The sequence below is a fragment of the Bradyrhizobium sp. USDA 372 genome (genome assembly GCF_053629095.1).
This window is the reverse complement of sequence record NZ_JBRJHR010000001.1, coordinates 6,788,647-6,802,157: the sequence shown is the minus strand read 5'-3', so window position 1 is coordinate 6,802,157 and position 13,511 is coordinate 6,788,647. Positions and strand designations below refer to the sequence as shown.

Annotated in this window: 11 protein-coding genes; 5 read left to right on the top strand and 6 right to left on the bottom strand. The window is 65.4% G+C overall.

What is annotated here, in order from left to right:
* Positions 1-17: 17 nt before the first annotated feature.
* The 6 genes from AB7M16_RS31805 to hpaR form a co-directional block, all read right to left on the bottom strand.
* Positions 18-3,287 carry a transglutaminase family protein gene (locus AB7M16_RS31805; RefSeq protein ID WP_453946372.1) on the bottom strand — a complete coding sequence of 1,090 codons (3,270 nt, stop codon included), beginning with the start codon at positions 3,285-3,287 and terminating at the stop codon, positions 18-20.
* A 278-nt stretch (positions 3,288-3,565) separates the two neighbouring features.
* The gene (locus tag AB7M16_RS31800; RefSeq protein ID WP_453946370.1) at positions 3,566-4,870 is read right to left on the bottom strand and encodes a methyl-accepting chemotaxis protein; all 1,305 of its coding nucleotides are present in this window, start codon (positions 4,868-4,870) and stop codon (positions 3,566-3,568) included.
* Positions 4,848-5,369, bottom strand: a complete 522-nt coding sequence (locus AB7M16_RS31795; protein ID WP_212259738.1) for a PAS domain-containing protein — start codon at positions 5,367-5,369, stop codon at positions 4,848-4,850. Before AB7M16_RS31795 ends, AB7M16_RS31800 begins: the two co-directional genes overlap by 23 nt.
* 169 nt (positions 5,370-5,538) lie before the next feature.
* Positions 5,539-7,062 carry a UxaA family hydrolase gene (locus AB7M16_RS31790; RefSeq protein ID WP_439363787.1) on the bottom strand — a complete coding sequence of 508 codons (1,524 nt, stop codon included), beginning with the start codon at positions 7,060-7,062 and terminating at the stop codon, positions 5,539-5,541.
* 174 nt (positions 7,063-7,236) lie between these two features.
* On the bottom strand, positions 7,237-8,013 hold the full coding sequence (locus AB7M16_RS31785; RefSeq protein WP_453946368.1) for an HpcH/HpaI aldolase family protein: 777 nt from the start codon (positions 8,011-8,013) through the stop codon (positions 7,237-7,239).
* Between the two features lie 115 nt (positions 8,014-8,128).
* Positions 8,129-8,647 carry a homoprotocatechuate degradation operon regulator HpaR gene (hpaR, locus tag AB7M16_RS31780; protein ID WP_172784100.1) on the bottom strand — a complete coding sequence of 173 codons (519 nt, stop codon included), beginning with the start codon at positions 8,645-8,647 and terminating at the stop codon, positions 8,129-8,131.
* Between the two features lie 111 nt (positions 8,648-8,758).
* On the opposite strand from hpaR, the gene hpaH reads away from it, so the two are divergent.
* The 5 genes from hpaH to AB7M16_RS31755 all read left to right on the top strand — a co-directional run bounded on the left by hpaH (position 8,759) and on the right by AB7M16_RS31755 (position 13,501).
* Complete coding sequence (hpaH, locus tag AB7M16_RS31775; protein WP_453946367.1) at positions 8,759-9,565, top strand: 2-oxo-hept-4-ene-1,7-dioate hydratase; 807 nt, start codon at positions 8,759-8,761, stop codon at positions 9,563-9,565.
* Positions 9,566-9,591: 26 nt separating this feature from the next.
* Positions 9,592-9,990, top strand: a complete 399-nt coding sequence (locus tag AB7M16_RS31770; protein ID WP_453946366.1) for a 5-carboxymethyl-2-hydroxymuconate isomerase — start codon at positions 9,592-9,594, stop codon at positions 9,988-9,990.
* On the top strand, positions 9,983-11,521 hold the full coding sequence (gene hpaE / locus AB7M16_RS31765; RefSeq protein ID WP_453946365.1) for a 5-carboxymethyl-2-hydroxymuconate semialdehyde dehydrogenase: 1,539 nt from the start codon (positions 9,983-9,985) through the stop codon (positions 11,519-11,521). The genes AB7M16_RS31770 and hpaE overlap by 8 nt, the downstream gene beginning before the upstream one ends.
* A 127-nt stretch (positions 11,522-11,648) precedes the next feature.
* A complete protein-coding gene (gene hpaD / locus AB7M16_RS31760) occupies positions 11,649-12,632 on the top strand; it encodes a 3,4-dihydroxyphenylacetate 2,3-dioxygenase (protein ID WP_453946364.1) in 984 nt (327 codons plus the stop codon).
* Positions 12,632-13,501 carry a fumarylacetoacetate hydrolase family protein gene (locus AB7M16_RS31755; RefSeq protein ID WP_453946363.1) on the top strand — a complete coding sequence of 290 codons (870 nt, stop codon included), beginning with the start codon at positions 12,632-12,634 and terminating at the stop codon, positions 13,499-13,501. The genes hpaD and AB7M16_RS31755 overlap by 1 nt, the downstream gene beginning before the upstream one ends.
* Positions 13,502-13,511: the final 10 nt, after the last annotated feature.

Here is a 13,511-nt window from a genome sequence, read left to right as displayed (position 1 = left end):
CTGCCCCACCATCATACTCATTGCAGGAGCGGGGTCCGCAAGTCGAGGGTCAGCGGAAACTCATTTGTGCGTTCCTCGGGCGGCGGCTGCATCGGCCCCGGGGTGTGGCCGTGGTCCTGGAAGCGCGCCAGCCGCCGGGCCTCGGCCTCGTAGGTGTTGACCGGCTTGGTATCGTAATTGCGCCCACCGGGATGGGCGACGTGGTAGACGCAGCCGCCGAGCGAGCGGCCGTTCCAGGTATCGATCAGGTCGAAGGTCAGCGGCGCGTGGACGGGGATGGTCGGGTGCAGGCCGGAGGCCGGCTGCCAGGCCTTGAAGCGGACGGCGGCCACGGCCTCGCCGGAGCGGCCGGTCGGGGTCATCGGCAGGCGGCGCCCGTTGCAGGTGACGACGTGGCGGCCCTCGACGAAGCCTTCGGCCTTGACCTGGAGCCGCTCGACCGAGCTGTCCACATAGCGCACGGTGCCGCCGGCCGAGCCCTCCTCGCCGAGCACGTGCCAAGGCTCCAGCGCCTGGCGCAATTCCAGCGTCACGCCGCCATGATGGACGCGGCCGAAAGCGGGGAAGCGGAATTCGAGCTGGGCCAGATACCATTCCGGCTCGAACGGATAGCCCGATTGCTTGAGCTCGCCGAGCACGTCGAGAAAATCTTCCCAGATGAAATGCGGCAACATGAAGCGGTCGTGCAGCGCAGTGCCCCAGCGCACGAACTTGCCGCTCAGCGGCTCGCGCCAGAACTTTGCGATCAGCGCGCGGATCAGGAGCTGCTGCGCCAGCGACATGCGCGGATCCGGCGGCATTTCGAGCGCGCGGAATTCGACGAGGCCGAGTCGCCCCGTGGGCCCCTCCGGCGAATAGAGCTTGTCGATGCAGATCTCGGCGCGGTGGGTGTTGCCGGTGATGTCGACGAGCAGATGCCGGAACAGCCGGTCCACCAGCCACAGCGGCGTCTGGTAGCCCGGCGGCGGCACGTGCGAGAGCGCGATCTCGAGCTCGTAGATGCTGTCGTGGCGGGCCTCGTCGATGCGCGGCGCCTGGCTGGTCGGCCCGATGAACAGGCCGGAGAAGAAGTAGGACAGCGCGGGATGGCGCTGCCAATACAGCACCAGGCTCTTCAGGAGGTCGGGCCGGCGCAGGAACGGCGAGTCCTGCGGAGAGGAGCCGCCGACCACGACGTGATTGCCGCCACCGGTGCCGGTGTGGCGGCCGTCGACCAGGAAGCGGTTGGCGCCGAGCCGGACCTTTGCCGCATCCTCGTAGAGGCCGGTGGTGATCTCGACCGCATCGCGCCAGCTCTTCGCCGGCTGGATGTTGATCTCGATGACACCAGGATCGGGCGTCACCTTGATCACCTCGATGCGCGGATCGAACGGCGGCGGGTAGCCCTCGACATGGACCTGTAGCTGCATCTCCTCGGCGGTGGCTTCGAGCGCGGCAACGAGTTCGAGATAGTCCTCGATGCGCTCGACCGGCGGCATGAAGGCGCAGAGCACGCCGTCGCGGACTTCGACCGACATCGCGGTGCGCACCGGGACGGAGGTGTTGAGATGCTCAGGCGCGGCCCGCGGCGGGGATTCCGGACGCGCGGCGAGCGTGAATACCGGCAGCTTGTCCCGCGCCTCCATCGGGTCCTGCTCGACGATGTAGGGATATTGGTTGGGCGGGACGTAACCGAGCGACCCAATCGGCAGGCGCAAACCGAGAGGCGAATCGCCGGGCATCAGGAACAGATGGTTGCGCCGGAGTTGCCACCGCTCGCTGCGCCAGCGCGGCGGCGCGTTCCAGCGCTGCACCGGCAGCACGAAGCCACGCGGTGCGTTGAGACCCTCGTTGAACACGCGTGCCATCCGCGCGCGAGCTTCCGGATCGGATAATTTGGAATCGGAGGGATCGACGTTGACGGGAAGCTCGGCCTCCTTCTGGAGCCAGTACGCGGTGTCCTCATAAGCCGGCATGATGTAGCCGGCATCGAGGCCGAGCCGGGCCGCCGTGCCTTCCATGAAGGCCTCGGCGTCCTTCACCTCGGCACGGCGCCGATTCTCGATCTTGGCGATGAGGTCGGCGTTCTTCCAGATCGGCACGCCGTCCTTGCGCCAATACAGGCCAAAGGCCCAGCGCGGCAGGCTCTCGCCGGGATACCATTTGCCCTGGCCGTAATGCAGCAGCCCGCCCGGCGCGAAGCGCGTGCGCAGGCGGCGGATCAGATCGTCGCCGAGCGCGCGCTTGGTCGGGCCGACGGCCTCCGTATTCCACTCGCCCGCCTCGAGATCGTCGACCGAGACGAAGGTCGGCTCGCCGCCCATGGTGAGCCGCACATCATGGGCAGCGAGATCGCCGTCGACCTGCTCGCCAAGATCGTTGAGCCGCGCCCAGGATTCGTCGGAGAACGGCTTTGTGATGCGCGGCGCCTCGCGGATGCGCTTCACGCTCATGTCGAAGGCGAACTCGACCTCGGCAAAGCCGGCCCCGCCAGAGATCGGCGCCGCCGAACGATAATGCGGCGTGGCCGCGACCGGGATGTGCCCTTCGCCCGCGAGCATGCCCGAGGTCGCGTCGAATCCGATCCAGCCGGCACCCGGCAGATAGACCTCGGCCCAGGCGTGCAGATCGGTAAAATCGTTCTCGACTTCCGGCGGCCCCTCGATCGGATCGATGTCGGGACGGATCTGGACCAGATAGCCCGAGACGAAGCGGGCGGCGAGCCCGAGATGGCGCACGGTCTGGATCAGCAGCCAGGCGGAATCGCGGCATGAGCCTGCGCCGGAGACAAGCGTCTCCTCGGGCGTCTGCACGCCCGGCTCCATGCGGATGATGTAGCGGACTTTCTTCTGGATTTCGCGGTTGAGGTCGACCAGGAAATTGACGGTGTTCGGGGCCTCGTGCGGGATCGTATCGAGGAACTTGGCGAACAGGCGATCGGGCTTGATGGTCTCGAGGTACGGCGCGAGCTCCGTCTTCAAATCCTTGGGATAGTCGAACGGAAAGCTGTCGGCATAGGGCTCGACGAAGAAGTCGAACGGGTTGACCACGGTCATCTGCGCCGTGAAGTCGACCTCGAATTTCAGCTCGGTGGTCTTCTCCGGAAAGACGTAGCGCGCCAGCCAGTTGCCCTGCGGGTCCTGCTGCCAGTTCACGAAATGATTTGAAGGCGTGACCTTGAGCGAATAGCTCAGGATCGGCGTGCGGGTATGCGGCGCCGGCCGCAGCCGGATAGTCTGCGGTCCAAGGTCGATCGGGCGGTCATATTTGTAGTGCGTGACGTGGTGTAGCGCGACGTAGATCGACACGGGGTGCGGTGCTCCAGCAGCTTTTTTGAGCAGAACACCTGAGGTCAACGCGATCAAGCACTAACAACGGGCAGAGTGTGCCTAGGTAAGATGCGGGGCGGGTGATTGTGGGCGCCTTTCTTCCTTCTCCCCTTGCGGGAGAAGGTGGCGCGAAGCGCCGGATGAGGGGTATCTCTCCAGTCGCAAGATCGATCGTGAGGAAAGAGACCCCTCACCCGTCTCGCCGCTTCGCGGCGAGCCACCCTCTCCCGCAAGGGGAGAGGGAAAGAGAGAGCGCGTTACGCCGCAGACGTCAGCCTTTGCAAAAACTGGGTCACCTCGCGGCGGAGTATCTCGACTTCGCCGTGGACGCGCTCGGAGGCGTGGTTGACGCGAACAGCGACGCGGCCGGTGTCGGCAGCGGCTTCGCTGATGCCTGTGACGTTGGAGGACACCTGCGAGGTGCCGGCGGAGGCTTCGTGAACGTTGCGGGCGATCTCGCGCGTCGCCGCCCCCTGCTGCTCGATCGAGGCCGCAATCGAGGCGGTGATGCCGTTGATTTCGGCGATGGTCTGCGCGATCGCCTCGACGGCCGCGACCGAATTGCTGGTCGATTGCTGCATCTCGCCGACCTTGGCGCTGATCTCCTCGGTCGCCTTGGCCGTCTGGTTGGCGAGGCTCTTGACCTCGGAGGCCACCACCGCGAAGCCGCGGCCGGCCTCCCCTGCGCGGGCCGCCTCGATGGTGGCGTTGAGCGCGAGCAGGTTGGTCTGCGAGGCGATCTCGCTGATCAGCTTGACGACGTCGCCGATCTGCATCGCGGCGTCCGCAAGGCTGCGGATCTCGCTGCCGGCGCGATTGGCTTCGTTCACCGCCCGCCCCGTGCTCGCGGTCGAGCCGGCCACCTGGCGGTTGATCTCGGCGATCGACGATGCGAGCTGCTCGGCGGCGCTGGCGACGGTGGCGACGTTGCGCGAGGCCTGGTCGGAGGCAGAGAGCACGCCGGAGGTCTGCAGGCTGGTCTTCTCCGCCGCCGCCGCCATCTGGCCAGCGTCGGATTCGAGATCGGTCGCGGCGCCCATCAGCGTGCCCGCAACCTGGTCGAGATGCGTGCCGAACTGCCTGGCGAGGTCCGCGATCTCGACGACCCTGCGGCCGAGGCTGTCGGTGCCGGCATTGATGACGGTGGCCGAGCGGCGGAACGAGCCAGGCAATCCGCGCGCCAGGATCTTGCGGAAATGCTTGCCGTGGCTGGCATACTCCATCGAGGCCGAGGCTTCGCGCTGGAACGCATCGGTGATGTCGAGCATGTCGTTGACGGATTTCTGGATCGCCCCGATCCGCCCGGCCTGCCGCTCGCTGAGGATGCGCGCCTCGAGATCGCCGCCCGCCGCCTTGCGGCACACATCAGCGACCTCGTCGACGGCAACCGCGGTGCGGTGCTGACACCAGACGGCATAGCCGGAGAGCGCGATCGTCGCGCCAAGCAGAGCGGCACTCGTGATCCCGGTCATGCCGAGAAGAGAGAGAACGAACGCGACGACGGCAAGACCACACGCGAGCGCGGTCGCTCCCTGCGCCTTAGAGAGAGAGCACAAATTCATCGTAACCGACACCCTGTTGCTTGAGCAGCCCGATCATCGCCTCGAAGCTTGCCTGCATACCCTCCTTGGCATTGGCATGCCGCGCCTCTTCGGCGCACAGCGTCTTGTAGATCGGCTTGATGCGCTCGATCTGCGCGGGATCCGGCTTGCGACGGTTGGAGTGATAGCCGACGATGTTGCCGCGCTCGTCGAACGTCGGCGTGACGTGGGCGAACACCCAGTAATGACTGCCGTCCTTCGCCAGATTGACGACGTAGGCGAAGATCTCCTGCCTGGACTGCAGCGTATCCCAGAGCAGCTTGAAGACGGCGCGCGGCATGTCGGGATGGCGGATCAGGCTGTGGGGCGCGCCCATCAGCTCGGCGTAAGAATATTTCGCCATCCGGATGAAGACGTCGTTGGCGTAGGTGATGCGGCCCTTGAGATCGGTCTTGGACACGATCAGCTCCTCCTCGCCGAGGAGATTTTCCACGCCAGTCGGCCGTATCGCATGCGTCATCGTTGACGAATCCTGTCGAGGGCAGCGCCCTCGAAGGGTAGCCCGCATCACCTCACGAATACGGTGCGAAATGTTAATCCCGAGTGACCGCGGAAACTCCTGCGGTCATATGACACCTACGTATGAGTACGTAGGTGTCGGCATCCTGCAGCGGGGTGCATCAGCACCATCACATCGTCGCGCCCAACACCCAGGGCGCGAACTCGGCGCCGCCGAAATCAAAGCTCTCGCTCTTGGTCGGCTGGCCCGAGGCGGTCTTGAGGATGAGCTCGAAGATGCGCTGGCCGCATTGCTCGACGCTCTCCTCGCCTTCGAGGATGGTGCCGCAATTGACGTCCATGTCCTCTTCCATGCGCTTGTACATGGGCGTGTTGGTGGCGAGCTTGATCGACGGCGCCGGCTTGCAGCCGAACACGCTGCCGCGGCCGGTGGTGAAGCAGACGAGGTTGGCGCCGCCGGCGACCTGTCCGGTCGCGGCGACCGGATCGTAGCCGGGCGTGTCCATGAACACGAAGCCCTTCTTGGTGACGGGCTCGGCGTAGCGCAGCACCTCGACGAGGTTGGTGGTGCCGGCCTTGGCCATCGCGCCGAGCGACTTCTCCAGGATGGTGGTGAGGCCGCCGGCCTTGTTGCCGGGGCTGGGATTGGCGTTCATCTCGGCGCCTTCGCGCGTCGTATATTCGTCCCACCAGCGCATGAGGTCGACCAGCTTCTCGCCGACCTCGCGGCTGACGGCGCGGCGCGTCAAGAGATGCTCGGCGCCGTAGGTCTCCGGCGTCTCCGACAGGATCACGGTGCCGCCGTGGCGCACGATGAGGTCGCTGGCCGCGCCGAGCGCGGGATTGGCCGACACGCCGGAATAGCCGTCCGAGCCGCCGCATTGCAGCGCCACGGTGAGCTCGCTCGCCGGCACCGTCTCGCGCTTGACCTTGTTGGCGTCAGTCAGCGCCTCGCGCACGAAGGCGATGCCGGCTTCGACCGTCTTGCGGGTGCCGCCGACCTCCTGGATGTCCATCGCGCGCAGGCGTCCGGCGAGCTTCTGCTCTTCCATCAGGCCGCCGATCTGGTTCACCTCGCAGCCGAGGCCGAGCACGATGACGTGGGAGAAATTGACGTGCCGCGCATAGCCGCCGAGCGTGCGGCGGAGCAATGCCAGCGGCTCGTTCTGCGTCATGCCGCAGCCGGTTTTGTGGGTCAGCGCGACCACGCCGTCGACGTTGGGGAAATCGGCCAGCGGATTGTCGCCGGTGAACGGATTCTTCTTGAAGACGTCGGCAACGAGGCTTGCCACATGCGCGCTGCAATTCACCGAGGTGAGGATGCCGATATAGTTGCGCGTGGCGACGCGGCCGTCCGGACGGCGGATGCCTTCGAAGGTCGCCGGCAGGTCGAAGTTCGGCGTCGGCTTGACGTCGACGCAATAGGCATAGTCCTTTGAGAAATCACCCATGCCGCAGTTCTGCACGTGCACGTGCTGGCCCGGCGCGATCGCTTGCGTGGCAAAGCCGATGATCTGACCGTAGCGCCTGATCGGCTCTCCTACCGCGATCGGCTTGATCGCGACCTTGTGGCCGGAGGGGATGCGATCGACCGTGCTCACGCCGTCGGCGACCAATGTTCCCGGCGGCAGGCTCGCACGCGCGATCACCACGCCATCATCGGGATGCAGGCGGATGACGGGGCTGATGGTCATGGGAAGTCTCCTTGGGTCTCTTACTTCACCTCTCCCCGTTCTTACGGGGAGAGGTCGGATCGCGCAGCGATCCGGGTGAGGGGCAAGCCGCGCGTTCGATCGTTAGATTAGTCGTGTTGAGAGAGGCCCCTCACCCTGACCCTCTCCCCGTAAGAACGGGGAGAGGGAAAGAGTTCAAGCCTTGCCGGCCGAATCCTTGCGGGTCGCGTTCACCTGCATCTTGGCGTAGGTCGTCATCAGGCCGACTTCGTTGGACAGCGTCACCAGCTTGAAGCCCATGTTGATGGCGCGCGCCGCGCCTTCGGCGCCGCTGCAATGAATGCCCGGGTTGAGGCCGCGCTTGCTGCATTCCTTGATAATCTTCTCGTAGATCGCGAGGATCTCGGGCTCGCTGCGGTCGAGCTTGGGCTCGAGGCCGTAGGAGAAGCCGAGATCGGACGGGCCGATATAGACGCCGTCGATGCCTTCGACATCGAGGATCGCTTCCATGTTCTCGACGGCAGTCCGCGTCTCCATCATCGGCAGCAGCACGATCTCGTCGTTGGCCGTCTTCTGGTACGAACCCGCGGTGCCGTACATGCCGGCGCGGATCGGGCCGTTGGAGCGCACGCCCTTGGGCGGATATTTCGAATAGGAGACCAGGTTCCGGGCTTCCTGCGGCGTGTTGACCATCGGGCAGATCACGCCATAGGCGCCGCCGTCGAGCACCTTGCCGATGATGCCGGGCTCGTTCCAGGGCACGCGGACCATCGGGGTGATCGGATGCTTGTCCATGGCCTGGAAGCACTGCACCATCGAGAGATAGTCCTGCACGCCGTGCTGCATGTCGACCGTGACGCTGTCGAAGCCGCATTGCGCGATCATCTCGGCCGAGAAGCCGGAGGGGATGGCAAGCCACGCGTTGACGACCGCCTTGCCCGACTTCCAGATCTCTTTGACTTTATTCGCCACGTTGCCTTTCCTTCCCTGTTGCTCTCACTCGCCGCGGATCGGGTTGGGCCGCACTTTGAGCGAAAAAAAGCGTGAATGTCCATGGCTCTCGCCGCGCACGCACGCATATCTGGTTTCACTCCTCGGCTATTGTCTCGTCCGCGCCTCCGAGCCCCGCAAGGCTCCGTTCGAGCTCGCCGAGCATCTCCTGCAATTCGGCGAGCTTGCGGGCGCCAAAGCGCCGCGTGATCTCGGCATAGATCGCCTCCGACGTCGGCGCGACCGAGGCCATCAGCTTCAGCCCTTCCTTCGAGATCGAGACCATGCTGCGGCGCTGATCGGCTTTCGCGGTCTTGCGCTCGATCAGGTTGCGGGCCTCGAGATCGCGCAGGATGCGCGACAGGCTCGGCCCGAGCAGGAACGCGGTGCGCGCGAGTTCCGTGACCTCGACCGCCTCGATCGCAGCCAGCGCCCGCAGGATGCGCCATTGCTGCTCGGTCAGGCCGTGCTCGCGTAGCGAGGGACGAAACTGCCGCATCACCGCTTCCCGGGCCCGCAGCAACGACATCGGCAGCGAGCGCGAGAAATCGCGCATCGGCACCTGGCGCGCGGCCGGCGGGTGACCGTTGGCGGGATCGGCGGATTTCTTGGTCATGACGCCCTTTCAAGCTGCAAAACGTTTGCAGTGCAGCAAGTCGAATTTGTGGTTGACGCATTCACTTAACATGTTAAGTATCTCGCGGCACCACGATTTGTATGATCACGGATGGCGCTTTCCAACGACGATATCCAGGCTTGCGCGAGGCGTCTGCACCAGGCGGAGAAAACCCGCACGCAGATCCGGCAGCTCTCGCAAGACTTCCCCGACATCACCATCGCGGACGCCTACGCGATTCAGAAGGCCTGGGTCGACGTCAAGATCGCCGAGGGGCGGGTGGTCAAAGGCCACAAGATCGGCCTGACCTCGAAGGCGATGCAGAGCGCGCTCAACATCGACGAGCCGGATTCCGGCGTATTGCTCGACGACATGTTCTTCGCCGATGGCGGACTGGTGCCGACCGAGCGCTTCATCGCGACGCGCGTCGAAGCCGAGCTCGCCTTCGTCATGAGCAAGCGCCTTTCGGGGCCCGAATGCACGCTATTCGACGTGCTCAACGCCACCGACTTCGTGGTGCCGGCGCTGGAGATCCTGGATACGCGCATCGAGCGCGTCGATCCCAAGACCAAGGCGACGCGCAAGATCTTCGACACCATCGCCGACAATGCGGCGAATGCCGGCATCGTGCTCGGCGGGCGGCCGATCCGCCCGCTGGATGCTGACCTGCGCTGGATCGGCGCGCTGTGCTTTAGGAACGGCCAGCTGGAAGAGACGGGCCTTGCCGCCGGCGTGCTCAATCATCCTGCGACCGCCGTGGCGTGGCTTGCCAACAAGATCGCGCCGCTTGGGCTGGCGCTCGAACCGGGCCAGATCGTGCTCGCCGGCTCGTTCATCCGTCCGATCGAGACCCGCAAGGGCGACACAATCCAGGCGGATTATGGCGCCTACGGCTCGGTGAGCTGCTACTTCGCGTAAACGAAAGACGACAGGGAGTGACCGCGATGCCGCATTTCACCATCGAATATTCGGCCAATCTCGACGGCCGCCTCGACATCGCTGGGGTGTGCGAGGTCGTGCGCAAGGCAGCCGTCGAGACCGGCATCTTCCCGCTCGGCGGCATCCGCGTTCGTGCTGTCAGGTGCGAGCACTATGCGATCGCGGACGCGCGGCAGGATTACGGATTCCTGGACATGGTGCTGCGCATCGGCGAGGGCCGCGACCTGCCCACCCGCCAGAAGGCCGGCGAGCACGTCTTCCAGGCGCTCTCAAGACATCTCGATCCCGTCTTCGCCGCCAGCAAGTTCGCCCTGTCGTTCGACATGCAGATCAACGACAAGGACACCAGCTGGAAGCGCAACAACATTCACGACGCCCTGAAAGCGGAGGCCGCTCATGGATAAGCCAACGCCGAAAGCCGATCTGTTCCAGGCCAACCGCGACCGCCTCGCGCCGCTGCTGAAGCAACTGCGCGCCGACGGCATCGGCCACATGATCGACGGCAAGACGGTCGCCTCGATCTCCGGCGAGACGTTCGAGACCAAATCGCCGGTCGACGGCACCGTGCTCGCCAGCGTGGCGCGGGGCAATGCGGAGGATATCGACGCGGCGGCGACCGCGGCGGCGCTCGCGTTCAAGTCCTGGCGCGACATGGGGCCGGCGATGCGGAAGAAACTGCTGCATCGGGTGGCCGACGCGATCGAGGACAATGCCGACGACATCGCCGTGCTCGAATGCATCGACACCGGCCAGGCCTATCGCTTCATGGCCAAGGCCGCGATCCGCGCCGCGGAGAATTTCCGCTTCTTCGCCGACAAATGCGCGGAGGCACGCGACGGCCTCAACACGCCGAGCGACGAGCACTGGAACGTCTCAACGCGCGTGCCGATCGGTCCCGTCGGCGTGATCACGCCGTGGAACACGCCGTTCATGCTCTCGACCTGGAAGATCGCCCCGGCGCTGGCCGCCGGCTGCACCGTCGTGCACAAGCCGGCCGAATGGTCGCCGGTGACGGCCTCTATCCTGGCGAAGCTCGTCAAGGAGGCCGGCGTTCCCGACGGCGTGCTCAACACCGTGCACGGCTTTGGCGAGGAAGCGGGCAAGGCGCTGACTGAGCATCCCGCCATCAAGGCGATCGGCTTCGTCGGCGAGAGCGCGACGGGCTCGGCCATCATGATGCAGGGCGCGCCCACGCTGAAGCGCGTGCATTTCGAGCTCGGCGGCAAGAACCCGGTGATCGTGTTCGACGACGCCGATCTCGACCGCGCGCTCGATGCCGTCGTGTTCATGATCTACTCGCTCAACGGCGAGCGCTGCACCTCCTCGAGCCGCCTGCTGATCCAGCAGGGCATCGCGGAGAGATTCGTGGAGAAGCTGACCGCGCGCGTGAAGGCGCTGAAGGTCGGCCATCCCCTCGATCCCGCCACCGAGATCGGGCCGCTGATCCACGAGCGGCACCTGGCAAAAGTCTGCTCCTATTTCGACGTCGCGCGCCAGGACGGCGCGACGATTGCCGTCGGCGGCAAAGCTTATGACGGGCCGGGCGGCGGTCACTATGTCGAGCCGACGCTGGTAACAGGCGCGCATGGCAAGATGCGGGTGGCGCAGGAGGAGGTGTTCGGTCCCTTCCTCACCGTGCTGCCCTTCAAGGACGAAAAGGACGCGGTCGAGATCGCCAACGACATCCGCTACGGCCTCACCGGCTATGTCTGGACCAACGACGTCGGACGCGCGCTGCGCGTTGCCGATGCGCTGGAGGCCGGCATGATCTGGCTGAACTCGGAGAATGTCCGCCATCTGCCGACGCCGTTCGGCGGCATGAAGGCTTCAGGCATCGGCCGCGACGGCGGCGATTACTCGTTCGACTTCTACATGGAAACCAAGCACGTCTCGCTGGCGCGGGGCACGCACAAGATTCAGAAGCTGGGGATTTGATTGTCATTCCGGGGCGCGACGAAGTCGCGAGCCCGGAATCCATTCATCCACCAACTCTGCTGCGCGATGGATTCCGGGCTCGGCTCTGCGAGCCGCCCCGGAATGACAGGACCGAGGGGAAACGCACATGCCCGTACCGCAACACGTCTTCGAGCCGCCGTTCAACATCATCCGCTCCAGCCACGTCGTGCTCGACGTGACCGATTTGAAGCTGAGCCGCGAGTTCTACGAGACCATTGTCGGCCTCCATGTCGAGGACGCCGACGATAACGCCGTGTACCTGCGCGCCGCCGAGGAGCACCAGCATCACTCGCTGGTGCTGCGCAAGGCAGCCGTGCCGGCTTGCGCCCGGCTCGGCTTCAAGGTCGGCAACGACGGGGATCTCGACAAGGCTGCCGCGTTCCTCTCCGAGAACGGCCTCGCCTACGCCTTCGTCGATCAGGCGTTCCAGGGCCGCACGCTGCAATTCACCGATCCCTTCGGCTTTAGAATTGAGCTCTACGCGGCGATGGAGCGGCGGCCGCATCTCTTGCGCCGCTACGACCTCTATCGGGGCTGCCACCCGCAGCGGCTCGACCATTTCAACGTCTTCGCCGCCGAAGTGCAGGACACCATGGAATTCTACGCCCGGCTCGGCTTTCGCCTCACCGAATATGCCGAGGAGGACGGACCGAACGGGCGCATCGCCGCGGCCTGGATGCATCGCAAGGGCAACGTCCACGATTTTGCGATCACCAACGGCAAGGGTCCGCGGCTGCACCATTTCGCCTATTGGACGCCGACGGCGATGAACATCATCCATCTCTGCGACGTCATGGCCTCGCAAGGCTTTGTGAAGAACATCGAGCGCGGCCCGGGGCGCCACGGCATCTCGAACGCGTTCTTCCTCTATGTGCGCGATCCCGACGGGCACCGCCTCGAGCTCTACACCAGCGATTATTTCACTGGGGATCACGACCACGAGCCGCTGCGCTGGTCGCTGCGCGATCCGCGCCGCCAGACGCTGTGGGGCGCCCCTGCCCCGCGCTCCTGGTTCGAGCAGGGCTCGCCCTTCACGGGCCAGGCTGTGCGCGAGCCGAAATTCGTGGCCGATGTGCTGGTGGCGGACTGATGAAGCTGCCTCGTCTCGCCACCTATTCCGTCAAGGGTGATGTCGGCTATGGCGCCGTCCTGGAGGGCGGCATCGTCGATCTCTCCGCCCGCTATGCCAAGACCTATCCGACGCTGCGCGAGGTGATCGCTGCGGGCAAGCTCATCAGCTTTGCCGAAGAGGCCGCCAGCCGCACGCCGGATCACGCGCTCACTGAGATCACCTGGCTGCCGCCGGTACCGGCGCCGGAGAAGATCATCTGCATCGGCGTCAACTATCCCGACCGCAATGCCGAGTACAAGGACGGTCAAGAGGCGCCGAAATATCCGAGCATGTTCATGCGCTCGCCCCGCTCCTTCGTCGGCCACGACACGCCGCTGGTGCGCCCGCGTGCCTCCGCGCAGCTCGACTATGAAGGCGAGATCGTGCTGGTGATCGGCAAGCAGGGCCGGCACATTCCGGAAAGCGCCGCGCTCGACCACATCGCGGCGCTCACGCTCTGCAACGAGGGCTCGGTGCGCGACTGGCTGCGCCACGCCAAGTTCAACGTCACGCAGGGCAAGAATTTCGATTCCAGCGGCAGCCTCGGGCCGTGGCTGGTGCCCTACACGAAGGAATCGGAGATCGCCGACATCCGCCTCACCACGCATGTCAACGGTGAACTCAGGCAGGACGATCGCACCAGCCGGCTGATGTTTTCGTTCCGCTACCTCATCAGCTATATCTCGACCTTCGCAACGCTCGTTCCCGGCGACGTGATCGTCACGGGGACGCCGACCGGCGCCGGCGCGCGGTTCGATCCGCCGCGCTATCTGAAGCCGGGCGACGTGATCGAAGTTGCGGCCGAGGGCATCGGCTCTTTGCGCAACGGCGTGGTCGACGAAGCCTGACCAACAACCG